Source organism: Bosea sp. AS-1, from assembly GCF_002220095.1.
In the GTDB taxonomy this organism is placed as follows: domain Bacteria; phylum Pseudomonadota; class Alphaproteobacteria; order Rhizobiales; family Beijerinckiaceae; genus Allobosea.
Genome location: NZ_CP022372.1, coordinates 59,416 through 77,081, shown reverse-complemented (window position 1 = coordinate 77,081; position 17,666 = coordinate 59,416). Strand labels below are relative to the sequence as shown.

Genomic DNA, 17,666 nt, shown 5'->3' with positions numbered 1-17,666 from the left:
ATGCGATGAGTTCACCCGTGCGGCCTGCCCATGCGGCGACTGAGAAGCTCATCACTTTTTTGTATTATCGCGATCTGCCAGCCGCGATGCGCTTCTACGAGGACGTGATCGGGCTGACGCTGGAGATCGACCAGGGCTGGTCGAAGATCTATCGCGTCACACCGAACGGTTATGTGGGGCTCGTCGACGAGAGACGCGGCAGCCACCGCGCCAACGACATCAAGCCGGTGCAGATCTGCATGCGCGTCGCCGATGTCGATGCCTGGTACGCCTATATCCGCGAGGTCGGACCAGCTGGATTGCGCGAGCCACGAAGCAGCGCCGAGCTCAAGATCCGCGCTTTCGTCTTCAACGATCCCGAAGGCTACCAGATCGAGATTCAGTCCGCGCTCGTCTGAGCGCGCGATATTTCAATCACGACCAGACCAGGCGCAGGGAGCGATCGGATGATCAGAAATGGCCTCACGGATTTGTCGCGCCGAGGAGCACTTGGTCTGGCGCTGCTTGGTGGAGTTGCGCTTTCGGGCGCCGCCCGTGCTCAGGAGAAGGCGCTCACCATCGCATTGACGGCGGATGCAGTGATCCTCGACCCGCATGCGGCCAACGAGCTCACCGGCAACATCATGTTCTACCACTTCTATGACCCGCTGGTGGCACGCACGCCGGAGCTGGGTTTCGAGCCGGGTCTCGCCGAAAGCTGGCAGGTGGTGGACGACACGACCTGGGTGTTCAAGCTCCGCAAGGGCGTGAAGTTTCACAATGGCGACGAGCTCAAGGCGCCGGACGTCGTCTTCACTTTCGAGCGCCTGAAGAAGGCGCTGATGTCGAATCTCGTCGCCAATATCGCCTCGTCTCGCGCGATCGACGACTACACGGTCGAGATCAAGACGCCCAAGCCCTACGCCGTGCTGCATATGGCGCTGGCCGAGGTGCTGATCGTCAGCGAGAAATACACAAAGGCCATCGGCGACGAACAGATGGGCCTGAAGCCCATGGGCACAGGGCCTTACAAGCTCGCCGAATGGGTCAAGGAAGACCGCATCGTGCTGGCCGCGCATGCCGACTACTGGCGCGGAAAGCCGAAGATCGACAAGGTCACCTTCAAGCCGATCACCAACCCGGCGACGCGCACCGCTGCCCTTCTCACTGGCGGTGTCGACGTCATCCAGGACCTGGCGGTGCGCGACGTGGCGAGCGTCAAGGGGAACCCGGCCTTCGAGGTGATCACGCGGCCCAGCCTGCTGAATATGGTGATCGCGATCGACACGCGCGAAAAGTCGCCGACGATCGACCTGCCGAGCAATCCGATGCGTGACCGGCGCGTGCGCGAGGCGTTGGTGCGCGCCATCAATATCGAGGCCATAAAGACCGTCGTGATGAACGGCTTCGCCACGCCGAGCGAGCAATACGTTCCGTCCTCGCACCTGGGATATGTGCCAGGGCTCGATTTCCGGAAGACCTACCCGTTCGACCTGGAGAAGGCCCGGGCGCTGATGAAGGAAGCCGGGTTCGAGAAGGGGTTCTCCATGACCCTCGACACGACCAACAACCGCTATGTCAACGACGGCGCGATCGCGCAGGCGCTGGCCGGGATGCTCGCGCGGATCAACGTCAAGCTGAACCTCAACCTGATGCCGCGGTCGAACTTCTTCGGGTACATCCGCGTGCCGTCCGACAAGTCGAGCTTCATCATGAGCGGTTGGGATACGCCCTCGGGCGATGCGGGCAACATGTATTCGACGCTGCTGTACAGCCGTGGCAAGAAGCCTGGCTTCGGCCAGGCCAACCGCGGAGCGTTCAGCAACGAGGAGTTCGACGGCTGGATCGACAAGGCAGACGCCACCGCGGATATCAAGCAGCGTAACGGTTTCCTGCAGGAGGCGACAAAGGTTGCAACCCGCGAGATCCCGATGATCCCGCTCCATTACGAGCAGGACATCTACGCGGCCAAGAAAGGCATCAAGGTCGTGCCGCGCATGGACAAGTTCATCTGGGCCTACGAGATGGATGTCAGCTGACGGCTGTTCCCGGCTTACGAAAATAGCCCGGCCGGCCTGGCAAGGCCGGCCCCTTATGGCGCCCGCGCCAATGACACGTCACGCCTGAAAGTTTGCCCTCGTGCTAGGCTATCTGCTCAAGCGATTGATCCAGATGATCGTGGTCCTCTGGGCCGTGTCCGTGCTCGTCTTCGTGATGATGAGCTTCACGGGCGATCCGACGTACATGATGGTCCCGCTCGATGCGACCGAGGCGCAGATCGAGCAGGCGCGCCGGCTGCTTGGGCTGGATGACAGCCATCTCGTGCAGTACTGGCGTTTCCTGTCGAGCCTACTGCAAGGCGATTTTGGCCGATCTTTCGTGTTTCGGCAGCCGGCGATGCAGCTGATCCTGGAGCGCTTGCCGGCGACGCTTGAGATCGTCGCTCTTGCCATGGCGATCGCGCTCGTGCTGGCGATTCCACTCGGCGTCTACGCCGGTGCCAACCCGCAGCGCGCGGGCAGCCGCGCCGTGATGGCGGGCTCGCTCGTCGGCATCTCCCTGCCGGGCTTCTGGCTCGGCATGGTTCTGATCTTCGTCTTCGCCGTGAAGCTCCAGCTCTTTCCTTCCTCGGGACGCGGTCCGACGCAGGAATGGCTCGGCATTCGGGTCAGTTTCCTGAGCTGGGAGGGCCTGCGCCACCTCATCCTGCCGGCGCTGACGCTCTCGGTCGGCACGCTCGCCATACTGATGCGCATCATCCGCGCCGAGATGATGGAGGTGATGAAGCAGGACTACATCAAGTTCGCCCGCGCAAAGGGCACGGATCGGCGGGGCGTGCTGTTCAAGCACGGGCTCAAGAACGCGCTGATCCCGCTTGTCACCGTATTCGGGCTGATGCTGGGCGATCTCATCGCTTTCGCGACGCTGACCGAGACGATCTTCGCCTGGCCCGGCATCGGCAAGCTCCTGGTCGACTCGATCTATCGCGGCGACCGACCGGTGATCGTCGTCTACCTGATGTTCGTAGCCTTCATGTTCGTCGTCGTGAACTTCGTCGTGGACATGCTTTATGCGCTCATCGATCCGCGCATCAAGATCAAGTGAAGCGCAGCCGATGAACGCTTTATCGTCGTCGATCTCCCGCTTTGCAGCCTCGGAGTTCTTCCACAACTTCCGCCATAACAGTTCCGCCATCCTCGGCAGCGCGATCGTTGTGATGTTCGCGGTTATGATCGCGCTGGGCCCATGGCTCGTCGCGCAGGACCCTTATGACGTGGCCCAGCTCGAACTGATGGATTCCTTCAAGCCGCCGGTCTGGCTGGAAGGCGGGACGTCGCAATATCTGCTGGGCACCGACGGACAGGGCCGCGACGTGCTCGCCAGCATCGTTTACGGCAGCCGCATATCGCTGTTCATCGGAGTCGCGGCGATGTTGGGCTCCTGCCTGCTCGGCACCACGCTCGGGCTTCTCGCGGGCTTCTACGGCGGCCGGCTCGACAGCCTGATCATGCGCATCGCGGACATCCAGCTCTCCTTTCCCTCGGTGCTGACCGCGCTCTTCCTGATGTCGGCGTTTGGAACCGGCGTCGACAAGGTGCTGATCGCGCTCGTCTCGGTGGGCTGGGTCGTCTATGCGCGCATCGTTCGCGGTTCGACGCTCCGCGAAACGCAGAAGGAATATGTCCAGGCGGCGCGGGTTTCAGGCTTGCCGAACCGCAAGATCATCCTACGCCATGTGCTGCCCAACGTGCTGACGCCGCTGATCGTCGTGGCGACGATCCAGGTGGGTACCTTCATTTTGATTGAAGCGTCCCTTTCCTTCCTCGGCGTCGGCGTGCCGATCACGGAGCCCTCGCTTGGCCTGCTCATCAAGAACGGCTTCGACGTACTGTTCTCCGGCCTGTGGTGGATCTCGGTATTCCCGGGGCTGTTCATCATGCTGATCGTGTTCGGCATCAACCTGCTCGGCGACTTCCTGCGCGACGAGCTAAACCCGCGGCTCAAATGATCTCAGCCCCGCTCCAGACCGGCGCGATCCAAACCGCCGAGAATGTGCCGTTGCTCTCCGTCCGCGGCTTGAAGACGTACTTCCACACCTTCGGCGGAGTGGTGAAAGCGGTCGACGGCGTCGATTTCGACCTGGCAACAGGCGAGATACTCGGTCTCGTCGGAGAATCCGGCGGTGGCAAGTCCATGATCGGCTTCTCAATCATGGGGCTTATCGACCCGCCGGGCCGCATCGAGGCTGGCGAGATCCGATTCGAAGGGCAGGATCTGGTTCGGCTCGACGAAGGCGGCATGCGCAGTATTCGCGGCAAGCGCATCGGCATGATCTTCCAGGATCCGATGACGGCGCTCAATCCGCTCTACACGGTCGGCAACCAGCTGGAGGAAATGCTACGCCTGCACACCGATCTACCGGCGGCGGCGCGACGAGCCCGCTGCATCGAGATGCTGCGCGAGGTCGGCATTTCCCAGCCGGAGGAACGGCTGAACAACTACCCGCACCAGTTCTCGGGCGGAATGCGCCAGCGCGTCGTCATCGCGATCGCGATGATCGCCGGCCCCCGCCTGCTGATCGCCGACGAGCCGACGACGGCGCTCGACGTGACCATTCAGGCGCAATTGCTGCGGTTGATGAAGCGGCAGGTCGAGCAGACCTCTGCCTCGCTGATCCTGATCACCCACGATCTGGCGGCCGTTTCGCAGATGGCCGATAAGATGGTTGTCCTTTATTGCGGACGCATCGTCGAACGGGGCTCGACAGCGCGCTTGATCCGCAGCCCTGCCCATCATTACACGCGCGGACTGCTTGACTCGATCCCGCATGACGACCGCTCGCGGCGCCGTTTGCACCAGATTCCCGGCTCGGTGCCGAACATTCGAAAGCTGCCGCCCGGCTGCGCCTTTGCGCCGCGCTGCCCGGCGGCTCAACCTCTATGCCGCGAGGTCGAGCCGGTGCTGACCGAGTTCGCGCCGGGCCAAGCCACCGCCTGTCATTTCCCGCTGGAAGCGAAACTCTGATGGCGCCGCTGCTGCAGGTCAGTAATCTCGAACAGCGCTTCGACGCGAGCGGCGGCTTCTTCGAACGCCTGCGCCTGCGCAACGGCCGTATCACGGCGCCTCGGCGCATTGTACACGCCGTCAACGGGGTGAGCCTGTCGATCGAGCGCGGTGAGGTGCTCGGCATCGTCGGCGAGAGCGGCTGCGGGAAGTCGACGCTCGCCAAGACCGTTATCAAGCTGCACGAGCCGACGGCCGGCTCCATCCTGCTCGACGGCGAAGACATCACCCGCCACGGGTTCGCTCTCATGCAGCCAATCCGCAGCAAGATGCAGATGATCTTCCAGGACCCCTATGCTTCGCTGAACCCGCGCCAGCGCGTCCGTGACATCGTGATGGAGCCCTATCTCGAAAACGCGCCGGGCAAGGTGCACGATGTGCAAGAGAAAGCGCTTGCGCTGCTCGCCAAGGTGGGCCTCGGCCCCGAACATGCCGATCGCTATCCGCACCAGTTCTCCGGTGGTCAGCGCCAACGCATAGGGATCGCGCGTGCGCTGTCGGTTGAACCCAAGCTCATCATCGCGGATGAGCCGGTGTCGGCGCTCGATGTTTCTATCCAGGCTCAGATCCTCAATCTCATGATGGATCTCAAGGACGAGTTCGGCTTCTCCTATCTCTTTATCACGCACGATCTTTCAGTGGTCCGTCACATCAGCGACCGGATCGGGGTGATGTATCTCGGCTTCATGGTGGAGACCGGTCCGACCGAGGCAATCTTCGAGAGCCCGAAACACCCCTATACGCGCGCGTTGCTCGCAGCCGCGCCGGTGCTCGGAGAGCCGCTCGCAGCGGCCGCCGATGAGATCAAGGGTGAGGTGCCGAGCGCGATCGACCTGCCATCGGGCTGCTGCTTTCGCACCCGCTGCCCGCTTGCCTTCGATCGCTGCGCGCGGGAGCGCCCTGTCCTGCGGTCGAAACCAGGCGGGCAGTCCGTCGCCTGCCATCTCCATGACGGTACGGCGCTCGCCACCTCGACGGATACTCATCCATGACAACGGTTACGATCAGCCAGCCCCGGATCACCCTCGACGATCCCCATGCCTGCACGGACTCCAATGACGTCCTCACCGTTTTCGGCGCGTTGTTCGACACGCTGGTACGGCGCGTGCCCGGCGGTGGTTACGGTCCCTCACTCGCGACGCAGTGGTCGGTATCGGAGGATGCGCGGTACTTCACCTTCCGCCTGCGCGAGGGCGTCGTCTTCCATGATGGCGAGCCTTGCGACGCGAACGCGGTGCGTTACGCATTGCTGAGGATGGCGCGCCCGGACATGGGCGCGACGCTCGGCGCGCCGGGCGTCTACGCACAGTATCTTGCTGGAATGACGGTCGAGGTCATCGCCAGCCACGAAATCACGCTCACACTGGCTCAGCCGCTCGCGGACCTCTTCGACATCCTGTCCTACGGACACATCATCTCGCCGGCCGCCGTCGAGGCGGCGGGTGATGATCTCGCGAAACGGGCGGTCGGAACCGGTCCTTACAGGCTTGAGCGCTATGTCCCTGGCGAGCGGATCGAAGCCGTTGCCAACCCGAACCATTTCGACGGAGCCCCCCGCTTCGAACGGCTCGCGTGGATCAAGGGCGAGACGGCGCCGGCGCGCGCCGAGGCGCTGCGGACAGGCTCCGCCGATGTCGCCAACGGCCTGCCGCGCTCGGCGCTCTCGGAGCTCGCCGCGCCCGGCTTCACCACGCATGACTTTCTGGCGCCGACGGCGCTGATCATGATGTTCAACGCCGCCGAAGGACCCGCACGCGACCCTCGCGTCCGGCTTGCGCTCAACCTCGCTATCGATCGGGAGGCGCTGGTCCGGGAGGTGCTCGGCGGCGCGGGCCAGCCCCTGCATGGCTTCGTCAGCCCCGTGCATTACGGCGTCGATACGAAGGCGCAGCCCTTCGCCCGCGATATGGCCCAGGCGCGAAGGCTCCTTGCCGAGGCTGGCCACGACAACGGCCTCACGCTGCAGCTCTATTGCCCGACACGTTTGCCGGACGAGGCGCTGGCGCTAGCCGATGCGGTGGAGGCGCAGTTGATGGAGCTGAACGTGCGCTTCGAACGCCATATCGAACCCGACCGGGTGCACTACGCCAATCAGGTCCGGCTCAAGGCGATCCACGACCTCTGCGTCTTCGATTCAAGCCCGATGAGCGTCTTCCGCGTTCTGCACGAGAAGATCGATTCGCGCGTCCGCGGCGCGTGGTGGGAGGGCTACGCCAACCCCGCCGTCGAGCGGCTTATCGACGAGGCGCGCGCGACGGTCTCGTCCGAGAAGCGCGAGGCGCTCTACCGGCAATGCTACCGCCTGCTGCAGCAGGACCCGCCCTGGCTCTATCTCTACAACCATCGCCGGGTGATCGGTCTGCGCGGCGACCATCCCGGCTGGCGGATGCACACCGACGGCGTGCTCGACGTTCGCGCGCTTCCACCGCTCTGAGCCTTGCAGGCAGAGCGGCGAAGCTGCGCTCGCCGATCTACGCGAGAGCCGCCAGGCGCCGCTCCTGGCGTTCGATCAGCCGCTCGATATCGGCGAGATCACCGGGCGAAAGCCGACCGGAGGGCGCGCGCAGCGCTGCCGAGGCAATGACCCCGCGCCGCGCCAGAATGTGCTTCCTGATCTGCAAACCGAAGCCGGGCTGGAGTTCGTAGCGGGCCAGCGGCAGATAGGCGTCGAAGAGATCATGCGCGCGCTCGACATCGCCCGCTGCATGCGCCTTGCAGACATCGATCATCATTTCGGGGTAGGCGAAGCCGGTCATCGCGCCATCGGCGCCGCGGCTCAGCTCCTCGGGCAGGAAGACCCCGCCATTGCCGCACAGAATGGAAATGCGGCGGGCCTCGCCGCGATCGCTTGCCGCGCGCAGCGCGCCGATCTTGTTGAGGCCCGGCCAGTCTTCGTGCTTGAGCATGACGCAGCTTGGGAGATTGCGAACGATGCGCAGGATCACCGAGGCCGAGATCTGCACACCCGTCGCCAGCGGGTAGTCCTGCAGTACGAACGGAATGTCGCCGAGTATCGCGGCGGCCGTCTCGAAATAGGCGTAGATCTGGTCGTCCGTTCTCAGTGAGGAGGGAGGAGCGATCATGACGCCCGAAGCGCCGGCATCCATCACCTGGTCGCTCAACTCCTTCATCGGCGCGAAGCCCGATGCGGAAACGCCAACCACAACCGGCACCTGGCCGGAGGTCCGCGCCAGCACCTGTCTGACGACAGTCAGCGATTCGGCGGCGGTGAGCTTGGGCGCCTCACCCATCATGCCGAGCAGCGTGAGGCCCGTAGCGCCCTTGTCGACGTAGAAATCGACCATCGAATCCAGACTGGCGGAATCAATTGCGCCCTGGTCGGTGAATGGGGTGACAGCGATGACATACACGCCGGACGCAGTTTCGCTGATGTGTGGCATGGGCCGTGTTCTTTCGAGCAGAGAGTAAAATCAGAGATCGGCGAGGAGCACGCGGCCGAGCGCCATCGCTGTCGCGGCCTGCGTTGGCTCGACGACCGGGATGCCCAGTTCGGCCTCAAGGCGGGCGCGATAGCGCGCCATGCCCGCGCAGCCCATCACGATGACGTCCGCGGCATGGCTGTCCCGCAGGGACCGGCCGGTCGCCACCATGCGCTCATAGGTGCGCAACTCGTCGGCGAGCTCGGTCACGCCCAGGCCGATCGACAGGTCGCCCGCGAAGCGCGCCATCACGCCCATCGCGCCGAAATAGCGCAGGTGGCGCGGGATCGAGGTCGGCAGGATCGCAATGACGCCGAAGCGCTGGCCGAGTGTGAGCGCGGTCAGGACGCCAGCTTCCGCGATGCCGAAGACCGGGTGCCGGCTCTGCTCGCGCAGCGCGTGCAAGCCTGGATCACTGAAGCAGGCGATGACGAACGCCGCAGCCTCGTCTTCGAGTTCTCTCGCTCGCTTCAGGAGGGGGCTGATGACCCCATCCACATCACGCTGGCTCTGGATGCCGGCGGGGCCCTCCGGCAATGTCAGGCAGGCGATCTGCGGACCCTCTGGAGTGCGTAGCGGCGCCACAGCCCTATTGATGGCATCGGTCACCGACTCCGAGGAGTTCGGGTTGATGACGAAGATCGTGCGGCTCATGCGGAGCTTTCCTCAGCCTCAGTAGAGATCGGCGCCGAAATTGCGCGCGGGATCGAATTCGGGAGAGAGCCGGCTGGTCGGCTTGGTCGCTTCGCCGGCCTGGCGCAGGAGGAGCCGGCCGGAGCCCGGCCGAGCGTTGAGAGCGCCTTCGGCAACGATGATTTCGCCACGCCTGACGACGGTGCCGGGCCAGCCGGTGATGGTGCGGCCGGCGAACGGGTTGTAGCCGGCATTGTCGTGCAGCTCGTCGGCGAGCTCGACGCGGCGCTCGGGGTCCCAGATGGCGATGTCGGCATCCGCCCCGATCGCCAGCGAGCCCTTGCCGGGCAGGTCGTAGATGCGGGCGGGAGCAGTCGCGGTGAGTTCGACGAATTTCGACAACCCCATCCGGCCTCGGGAGACCATGGCGTCGAACAGCAAGGGCAGGCGCATCTCAAGGCCCGGCATGCCGTTGGCGATCTGCTTGAAGCTGGGATTGTCGCCGGCGCTGAGCTTGCCGCTGGCGTCGAAGCGGTAGGGTGCATGATCGGAGGACAGGATCTGCAGATCGCCGAGTGCCAGCGCCCGCCAGAGCGCTTCCTGATCCGCTTGCGTGCGCTGCGGCGGCGAGCAAATCCATTTCGCGCCCTCGAGGCCGGGGCGATCGAGATCTTGAGCCGTCATCAGCAGATAATGGGGGCAGGTCTCGGCGAAGATCTTGACGCCGCGACCGCGCGCCTCGCGGATCACAGCCGCGCCCTCCGCCGTCGAGACGTGGAAGATCACGATCGGCTGGTCGAGCAGTTCGGAAAAGGCGACCAGGCGGTGGAAGGCCTCGACCTCCGCGGCACGCGGGTGGCTTACCGCGTGGAACTTCGGCGCGACGTAGCCTCGGGCGACGAGCCTGTCGCCCATCCATTTCAGCAGGCCGTGATTCTCCGCGTGGACGCAGATCAGCGCGCCTTCGGCTCGCGCGGCCGCCATCACGTCGAGCAGTTGCTGGTCGTTCACCTGCACCGCGTCGTAGGTCATGAAGACCTTGACCGAGCGATGGCCGGCCCTGATCAGGGCGGGCAGATCGAGCGCGATGGTCTGCTCGTCCGGGTTGGCGACCATCAGGTGGAAGGCGTAGTCGATGATCGCCCCTCTTCGCGCCAGCGCCGCATAGTCCTCGACGACCGTCACGAGGTTGGCGCCGCGGTGTTGCGCCGCGAATGAGACGACCGTGGTCGTACCGCCGAAGGCGGCCGAGCGCGTTGCAGTCTCGAAAGTGTCGGCGTTCATCAGGCCGCCGCCCGACAACTGCTCGATATGGCAGTGGGCGTCGACACCCCCGGGCAGCACGAGCATGCCCGCAGCATCGATCTCGCGCCGCCCGGCAGGCAGGTTGAAACCGATCGCCGCGATCTTTTCGCCGGATATCGCCAGATCGGCCTTGAAGACGTCGGTCGCGGTGGCGAGCGTACCGTTGCGAATGACGGTGTCGTATTGGATGTCTGTCATCGCTGTCTCCGGTACTGGGCGGTCAGTGGACGCCGCTCGCGCGGGTATGGCCGAAGAAGTCTTCCGGCATCGCAAGCAGGTGGCTCAGCCCGGTACGCTCCAGCATCCGCTCGCATTCGCGCTGTGCCGCCGCGATCACGGCATCCTCCGCGACACTCAGCACGCGGCGGTCCTGCATCAGCACGCGGCCGTCCACGATCACCGTGTCGACGTCGTTGCCGTTGGCAAAGCAGGTGACGCGGAAGGCGGGCATATTCATCGGCGCCATGTGCGGCCGTGCCAGGTCGACCAGGATGATATCGGCCTTCTTGCCGGGCTCCAGCGATCCGATCTCGGCCTCCAGCCCGAGCGCGCGGGCCCCGTCGATCGTCGTCATTTCGAGCACGCGCCCAGGCGGGAGGACGGCAGGGTCGCGGAAATGCGTGCGGTGATAGTGCATGCATTGCTGCATGTGGCGGAACATGTCGGCCGAGCGGTCGGGCGCCGTTGCATCCGAGCCGAGGCAGACCGTGACGCCTGCGTCGAGCAGCTCCGTCGCCGGGCAGCGGCCAAGGATAGAGGCCACTGCGCTCGGATTATGCGCGATCCGGGTGTCCGTTTCGGCGCAAATAGCGATCTCGCGCTCCGTCAGGTTCGTCGCGTGCGAGAGCAGCGCATCGGGCCCAAGCAGTCCCATCGCATGGGCATAGGCGACGCTGTTTCGCGTGTGACCATCCTGCGTGAAGAGCGTCCCTGTCTCACGGGACAGGGCGCGGGCGGCAAGCGTCTGCCGCCTTGCTTCTTCAAGCATGACGGGATCGAGGCTATCGATATGCTCGTCGCGCAATGTCGGCGTGAGCATGGCGATGCGGATGCGGTTGCCGAGCGCCCCGTGCCAGCGCGCGATGACTTCCCGGCAGGTCTGCATCTGGCGATCGAAATCGACCTTGGTGTCGCTGCGCCGGTCACCGTCCCAGCGTGCATAGGTTCGCGGGTGCGGCGGCCGCGTCGGGCCGATCGCGACGATGGAGCGCGTCCCGACCTCGCCGACTCCCTCGCAATGAGCAGCCGCATAGGCGGGATCGTCCGTGCGCATGATGCTATCGCCGCCGCCGAGCAGGGATACACCGGTCGTCACGCCGAAGCGAAGCCGCTCCACGGCCGCAAGCTGGGCCTCGGCATGCCAGAACGCTTCGGACGAGCCCACCGTGTAAGCCTGCTCGCAAGCGTCGTACCAAAGGTCGCTGCGGCCGCCGCCCATCGTCTTGATCAACCCGTGGCCGGCATGGGCGTGACCGTCGATCAAGCCGGGCATGATCGCCTTTCGCCGGGCATCGATCACGCGTCGAGCGCTATGCCGATTGCCGATCTCTTTGCTCGGGCCAACATCGACGATGCGGTCCTCGACGATCGCGACGGCTCCGTCATCGATGATGCGTCTTGAACCATCCATGCTGATGACCACGCCGCCCGTTACAATCAGATCAGCCAAGCTCATCTCCCTCGACCTGCAGCAGCGACGCGCTACGTGACTCCAACATACTGATGGTATACATATGGGATGGCGTGACGTGAACCCTTTCAATGCGGCTTCCGGTGCAAGATTGCCCGTGACCGTTGGGCGGGCACCCGTTGCGTCCGGCGAGTAAATGCGGCAGCTCAAATCCAGGAATGAAGGGATCCCCGCATTGACTGCCGACCAAGGTTCGATCTCGACCCTCGGCCACTCGACCTATGAGCGGCTGCGCGACATGATCCTCAATGGTGAATTGCCGGCGGGGGCCTCGCTGCAGGAGAAGAAGCTCGCCGAGCGTCTTGGGGTTTCCCGCACGCCAGTGCGCGAAGCTACGATGCGCCTTATGATGGAAGGCTTAGTCCTACGTACTGCTGGGCTAACCCCGGTCGTGCGCCGTCTCTCCACTGACGACTTCATCGAAATCCTGCATGTCAGGCGACTACTCGAAGTCGAGGCTGCCGGACGAGCCGCCGAAACGGGCGGATCTGCGGAACTCCGTGCGATCGCCGCTCGCATCGCCGAATTTCGCGATGGCTACGAGCCTACGCCTGAAGAGCATGTGGCCGTTGATGATCGACTTCACCAAATCATTGCGGGTCTTGCGGGATCCCGCCTGCTGGCGGAGATGATCGACGATCTTCGCAAAAAGACCAAAATCTTCGACATGGGACGGTTGCCCGAGCGTTTTGAGCCCGGGGTGCACGAGCATCTGGAGATCATCGATGCCGTTTTGGCGCGGGACGTGACACGTGCGCAGGATGCGATGCGAGCTCACATCGACAATGTTCGATCTAGCGTCATGAACCACTTGAGGCGGTTGTTCTGAGGCGTGCCACAATCAGACATTTCGAAGGGACTTGGAACCGGACATTCAAGAACCATCCGCAGCGGTAAAATCTACCCTTTGCGTTGCCCTCCGCTATCGCCGAAGCTTTGTGTCACGAGCCGGTTGAACCTCTCCACGAATGCATTTGCGTCGGTCGGCCGCTCGCCGTCCAAGACGCGGGCGGTATCGAGGAGTAGGTGGGCGACATCGCAACGCAGCACATGATCGTTATCTGATGCGAGAGCTGAGATCATCACATGCCGAGGGTTGACCTCGAGGATCGGCTTGGCAGCACTTTCGACGCGCCCCGCGGCGCTGAGCAGGCGTTCGAACTGGCGATCCGGCCCCTTATCCGACGCGACAAGGCAGACCGCGCTCTCGGTCAGCCGATCGGAGGATCGGACATCCGCAACCTGTTCGGCCAAAATCTCCTTCATCGATGCAAGTAGAGCGGTGATCTTCTCGCTCGCTTCCGCCGACGGAGGCGCCGCGCCATCAAGCAGCGGGATAAGACCGAGATCGGCCGCCCCTTGCGTCACCGACTTGAACGGCTTGCCTTCGAAATCCGGTGCTGCCGAGGCCCAGAAGCTGTCGATCGGATCCGACAGCAGCAGCACCTCGATGCCTCGCGCCCGAAAACCTTCGAGCTGCGGGGAGTTGGCGATCCGGGAGGCATCGTCGCCGGCGATGTAGTAGATCGCGGTCTGGTTGTCCTTGAGCGCGGCGACATAGTCTTTGAGGCTGCGCCACCCTTCGCCGGAGGCTGTCGTCCGAAAGCGAGCGAGGCCGAGCAGTTGCTCCCGGCGCGCGAAATCCTCGTACAGTCCTTCCTTGATGACGACGCCGAAATTGTCCCAGATCAGACGGAATGTATCCGGATCCTGTTCGGCCAGTTTCGCGAGATCGGCGAGGACACGGCTGGTGACGCCCTTCTTGATCGCGCCGAGCAGCGGGCTGTCCTGGATCATCTCGCGAGAGACGTTGAGCGGCAGGTCGGCGGTGTCGACGATGCCGCGCACAAAGCGCAGGTAGCGCGGAAGGAGCTCGGCTTCGTCCGTGATGAAGACGCGCTTCACATAGAGCTTGATCCGTCCCTTGCGGTCGGCATCGAAGAGATCGAACGGACGCGCGCCCGGGACGAAGGCAAGTGCGGTATATTCGTGCAGGCCTTCGGCGCGAAAATGGATCGTAGCGGCCGGCTCGTCATATTGCCCCGCAACGCTGCGGTAGAAATCGGCGTATTCGTCCTTCGTGATCTCGCTTTTCGGCCTGGTCCAGAGCGCGGCTCCGTCGGAGAGGGCGACCGCATCGGCGCCCGGCTCCGTGATCAGCGAGATGGGGACCGGTACATGGCCGGACTGTTCCTTGACGATGCGCTCCAGCGTCCAGCGCTCAGCATAGGACTTGGCCTCCTCCATCAGGTGAAGCGTCACGCGCGTCCCGCGGGACGGAGCCTCGTCCAGCGCCGCAAGCGCCACGGTGAACTCGCCCTTGCCGTCCGAAGACCATATCCAAGCTTCGGCGCTGCCGGCACGGCGGCTAACAACCTCGACCTTCTCGGCCACCATGAAGGCGGAATAAAAGCCTACGCCGAACTGGCCGATGAGTTGCGCGCCGTCCTTGCCTTCGGTGTTAGCGACCCGCTCCATGAAGCTGCGTGTTCCCGAGCGCGCGATCGTGCCGAGAGCTTCGATCATCTCGTCATGGCTCATACCGATGCCGTTGTCGGCAATGGTCAGCCTGCCGGCCTCCGGATCGGCCGAGATGGTGATCGCGAGCTTCGGGTCATCCCCCAGGAGTTCGGGGGTGCCGATCGCTTCGTAGCGCAGCTTCTCGCACGCGTCGGCTGCGTTCGAGATCAGCTCGCGCAGGAAGACGTCCCGGTCGGAATAGACTGAATGCACCATCATATGGAGCAGACGGGAGACGTCGGCTTCGAAGCTGCGATGCTCGGGCGTGGCGGTCGTGGTCATTCGGGCTTCTCGAATAGATGGGACAGCGTGGAGTTCAGGGCAGAGAGCGATGGCGCGTGGGAACGCGGCGAACTACCCCGCTTTGGGGACGACGACTGGAAGCTGAACTCACCCGCTCCGGGACGTTTGTCGATTGGACAGTGCCCTGATCAGAGCAAGTATGGCGTTCAATCGCGCGGTCGCGAACTCGCCGGCGCCGGGCAATTGAGCCTCGATGTGAGCGGCGACAGTCTGCCACGTTGCCGATCCATCCCGCGTCATGACGGCCAGGAGATTATCCTTGAGACCATACGTTGCGCTCTCGGCGTTGGTAATGAGGGCCTTGAAGCGGTCGGACGGTGAGATGTCCTTAGGTTGTGTGCCGTCGGTCATATCGGATGTCTGATGCGATGGAGAGAATGCAGGGGCTTTCACGGAGCCTTTCGCCTAGGCCTTCTCGCGAAACCGGTCGATCGCACGCTGTGCGAGATCATCCTCGTCGAGCGCCAGCGGAACCAGCGAATCAACGATATAGGCGAGGTTGTTTCGCTCCAGCTCGTCAGAGCCCGCCGAAAGCGACGGCTTGAGTTCCGCCCATGCCTTTTCGAGACCGGCCTCGGCACGGGGCAGATCGATGGGATCGGTCAATGATGAAAAGGGCATGGCTCCCCTCGGCACGCCTAGGAGGTTACCGCGTTCAGAGAGGGCGCCGCGGCAATCGCGGCGCCCCCGATGCTCAATAGTCCATGCCGCCGGCGGGCATGACCGGTGCCGGGTCCTTCTTCGGCGCCTCGGCGATCATCGCCTCGGTGGTGATCAGCAGGCCCGCGACCGACGCCGCGTCCTGAATCGCCGTGCGCACGACCTTGGTCGGGTCGATAATGCCGGCCTTGACCAGATCGCCGTACTCGCCGGTCTGGGCGTTGTAGCCCCAGGCGTAGTCCTGCGCCTCCAGTAGTTTGCCGACCACGACCGCGCCATCGCCGCCGGCATTCTCGACGATCTGGCGGGCAGGCGCGGTGATCGCCTTGCGGACGATCTCGACGCCGGTCTTCTGGTCGTCATTGCCGGGCACCAGCCCTTCGAGCGCCTCGACCGCGCGCAGCAGGGCGACGCCCCCGCCCGGCAGGATGCCCTCCTCGACCGCTGCGCGGGTGGCGTTCAGGGCATCGTCGACGCGGTCCTTCTTCTCCTTGACCTCGACCTCGGTCGCGCCGCCGACGCGGATGACCGCGACGCCACCGGCGAGCTTGGCCAGGCGTTCCTGAAGCTTCTCACGGTCGTAGTCCGAGGAGGTTTCCTCGATCTGGGCCTTGATCTGGGCGACGCGCGCGTCGATCTCGGCCTTCTTGCCCGCGCCATCGACGATGGTCGTGTTCTCCTTCTCGATCCGGACCTTCTTGGCGCGGCCGAGCATGTCGAGCGTCACGGTCTCCAGCTTGATACCGAGATCCTCGCTGATCGCGGTGCCGCCGGTCAGGATCGCGATGTCCTCCAGCATGGCCTTGCGGCGGTCGCCGAAGCCAGGAGCCTTGACGGCGGCGATCTTCAGGCCGCCACGGAGCTTGTTGACGACGAGCGTGGCCAGAGCCTCGCCCTCGACATCCTCCGCCACGATCAGCAGCGGCTTTCCGGTCTGCACCACCGCTTCCAGCAGCGGCAGCATCGTCTGGAGACCCGAGAGCTTCTTCTCGTGGATCAGGACATAAGGGTCTTCCAGCTCCGCAACCATCTTCTCGGTGTTGGTCACGAAATAGGGCGAGAGATAGCCGCGATCGAACTGCATGCCTTCGACCACGTCGAGCTCGGTCTCGGCCGTCTTTGCTTCCTCGACGGTGATGACGCCCTCGTTGCCGACCTTCTTCATCGCCTCGGCGATCATCTCGCCGATCGTGCGGTCGCCATTGGCAGAGATGGTGCCGACCTGCGCGACCTCCTCCGAGCCGGTGATGGTCTTGGAATGCTCGCCGAGCGACTTGGTCACCGCCTCGACGGCGAGATCAATGCCGCGCTTCAGGTCCATCGGGTTGATGCCGGCCGCGACCGCCTTGGCACCTTCGCGGACGATCGCCTGCGCGAGCACGGTCGCGGTCGTGGTGCCGTCGCCGGCCGCGTCGTTCTGCTTCGAGGCCACCTCGCGGACCATCTGGGCGCCCATGTTCTCGAACTTGTCGGAAAGCTCGATCTCCTTGGCGACGGTGACGCCGTCCTTGGTGATGCGGGGAGCGCCGAACGACTTCTCGATCACGACATTGCGGCCCTTCGGACCCAGCGTGACCTTCACGGCATTCGCCAGCGTGTCGACGCCGCGCAGCATCCGCTCGCGCGCGTCCTGCGAAAACTTCACGTCCTTCGCAGCCATGATTCCTCACTCCTTCAGACTTGAGGTTTCAGGTTGATGGTATGGATAAGGCCCCGTCAGGCGGCCTTCTTGAGGGCGGCAGTCGTCTCGACGACGCCCATGATGTCGGACTCCTTCATGATCAGGAGATCCTGGCCGTCGATCTTGACCTCCGTGCCGCTCCATTTGCCGAAGAGCACGCGGTCGCCGACTTTGACGTCGGGCGGCACGAGCTTGCCGGTCTCGTCGCGCGCGCCAGCGCCAACGGCGACGACCTCGCCCTCCTGCGGCTTTTCCTTGGCAGTGTCGGGAATGATAATCCCGCCCCTGGTCTTCTCCTCGGCGTCGATGCGCTTCACGACGACGCGGTCATGCAGTGGCCGAAACTTCATGAGTTCCTCCAATTTCCATGTCGGTCACATGTCAAAGCGGG

17 protein-coding genes are annotated in these 17,666 nt (G+C 64.1%); 8 read left to right on the top strand and 9 right to left on the bottom strand.

Features of this window, described 5'->3' with window-relative positions:
* The first annotated feature begins 5 nt into the window (after positions 1-5).
* The 7 genes from CE453_RS02020 (at position 6) to CE453_RS01990 (ending at position 7,477) form a co-directional block, all read left to right on the top strand.
* Positions 6-398 (top strand): VOC family protein, encoded by a 393-nt coding sequence (locus CE453_RS02020; RefSeq protein WP_089173076.1) that lies wholly within the window; start codon positions 6-8, stop codon positions 396-398.
* A 48-nt stretch (positions 399-446) separates the two neighbouring features.
* Positions 447-2,018, top strand: a complete 1,572-nt coding sequence (locus CE453_RS02015; RefSeq protein WP_089173075.1) for an ABC transporter substrate-binding protein — start codon at positions 447-449, stop codon at positions 2,016-2,018.
* 100 nt (positions 2,019-2,118) lie between these two features.
* Positions 2,119-3,084 carry an ABC transporter permease gene (locus tag CE453_RS02010; protein ID WP_089173074.1) on the top strand — a complete coding sequence of 322 codons (966 nt, stop codon included), beginning with the start codon at positions 2,119-2,121 and terminating at the stop codon, positions 3,082-3,084.
* A complete protein-coding gene (locus CE453_RS02005) occupies positions 3,050-3,988 on the top strand; it encodes an ABC transporter permease (protein WP_248307912.1) in 939 nt (312 codons plus the stop codon). The genes CE453_RS02010 and CE453_RS02005 overlap by 35 nt, the downstream gene beginning before the upstream one ends.
* Positions 3,985-5,004 carry an ABC transporter ATP-binding protein gene (locus tag CE453_RS02000; protein WP_089173073.1) on the top strand — a complete coding sequence of 340 codons (1,020 nt, stop codon included), beginning with the start codon at positions 3,985-3,987 and terminating at the stop codon, positions 5,002-5,004. The genes CE453_RS02005 and CE453_RS02000 overlap by 4 nt, the downstream gene beginning before the upstream one ends.
* The gene (locus CE453_RS01995) at positions 5,001-6,035 is read left to right on the top strand and encodes an ABC transporter ATP-binding protein (RefSeq protein ID WP_472841012.1); all 1,035 of its coding nucleotides are present in this window, start codon (positions 5,001-5,003) and stop codon (positions 6,033-6,035) included. The genes CE453_RS02000 and CE453_RS01995 overlap by 4 nt, the downstream gene beginning before the upstream one ends.
* Positions 6,032-7,477, top strand: coding sequence for an ABC transporter substrate-binding protein (locus CE453_RS01990; RefSeq protein ID WP_089173071.1), 1,446 nt, complete (start codon positions 6,032-6,034; stop codon positions 7,475-7,477). Before CE453_RS01995 ends, CE453_RS01990 begins: the two co-directional genes overlap by 4 nt.
* Before the next feature lie 37 nt (positions 7,478-7,514).
* On the opposite strand, the gene CE453_RS01985 is transcribed toward CE453_RS01990, so the two are convergent.
* Genes CE453_RS01985 through CE453_RS01970 form a run of 4 tightly spaced genes read right to left on the bottom strand, consistent with a single transcriptional unit; the run spans position 7,515 to position 12,096 of the window.
* Positions 7,515-8,444: a dihydrodipicolinate synthase family protein gene (locus tag CE453_RS01985; RefSeq protein ID WP_089173070.1), complete on the bottom strand. Its 930-nt coding sequence runs from the start codon at positions 8,442-8,444 to the stop codon at positions 7,515-7,517.
* A gap of 30 nt (positions 8,445-8,474) precedes the next feature.
* Complete coding sequence (locus tag CE453_RS01980; RefSeq protein WP_089173069.1) at positions 8,475-9,137, bottom strand: aspartate/glutamate racemase family protein; 663 nt, start codon at positions 9,135-9,137, stop codon at positions 8,475-8,477.
* 18 nt (positions 9,138-9,155) lie between these two features.
* Positions 9,156-10,619, bottom strand: a complete 1,464-nt coding sequence (gene hydA, locus CE453_RS01975; protein ID WP_089173068.1) for a dihydropyrimidinase — start codon at positions 10,617-10,619, stop codon at positions 9,156-9,158.
* A 22-nt stretch (positions 10,620-10,641) separates the two neighbouring features.
* Complete coding sequence (locus CE453_RS01970) at positions 10,642-12,096, bottom strand: amidohydrolase family protein (RefSeq protein ID WP_198302233.1); 1,455 nt, start codon at positions 12,094-12,096, stop codon at positions 10,642-10,644.
* Between the two features lie 151 nt (positions 12,097-12,247).
* Between CE453_RS01970 and CE453_RS01965 the strand changes: the two genes are divergently transcribed.
* Positions 12,248-12,940 (top strand): GntR family transcriptional regulator, encoded by a 693-nt coding sequence (locus tag CE453_RS01965; protein ID WP_089173067.1) that lies wholly within the window; start codon positions 12,248-12,250, stop codon positions 12,938-12,940.
* Between the two features lie 71 nt (positions 12,941-13,011).
* On the opposite strand, the gene htpG is transcribed toward CE453_RS01965, so the two are convergent.
* The 5 genes from htpG to groES all read right to left on the bottom strand — a co-directional run bounded on the left by htpG (position 13,012) and on the right by groES (position 17,625).
* Positions 13,012-14,913: a molecular chaperone HtpG gene (gene htpG / locus CE453_RS01960; protein ID WP_089173066.1), complete on the bottom strand. Its 1,902-nt coding sequence runs from the start codon at positions 14,911-14,913 to the stop codon at positions 13,012-13,014.
* A 108-nt stretch (positions 14,914-15,021) separates the two neighbouring features.
* A complete protein-coding gene (locus CE453_RS29040; RefSeq protein ID WP_089173065.1) occupies positions 15,022-15,285 on the bottom strand; it encodes a hypothetical protein in 264 nt (87 codons plus the stop codon).
* Between the two features lie 54 nt (positions 15,286-15,339).
* Entirely contained in the window at positions 15,340-15,555 is a 216-nt protein-coding gene (locus tag CE453_RS01950) for a hypothetical protein (protein WP_157732872.1), read from the bottom strand.
* A gap of 73 nt (positions 15,556-15,628) precedes the next feature.
* Positions 15,629-17,254, bottom strand: coding sequence for a chaperonin GroEL (gene groL / locus CE453_RS01945; protein ID WP_089173063.1), 1,626 nt, complete (start codon positions 17,252-17,254; stop codon positions 15,629-15,631).
* A 56-nt stretch (positions 17,255-17,310) separates the two neighbouring features.
* Positions 17,311-17,625, bottom strand: a complete 315-nt coding sequence (groES, locus tag CE453_RS01940) for a co-chaperone GroES (protein ID WP_089173062.1) — start codon at positions 17,623-17,625, stop codon at positions 17,311-17,313.
* Positions 17,626-17,666 lie beyond the last annotated feature (41 nt).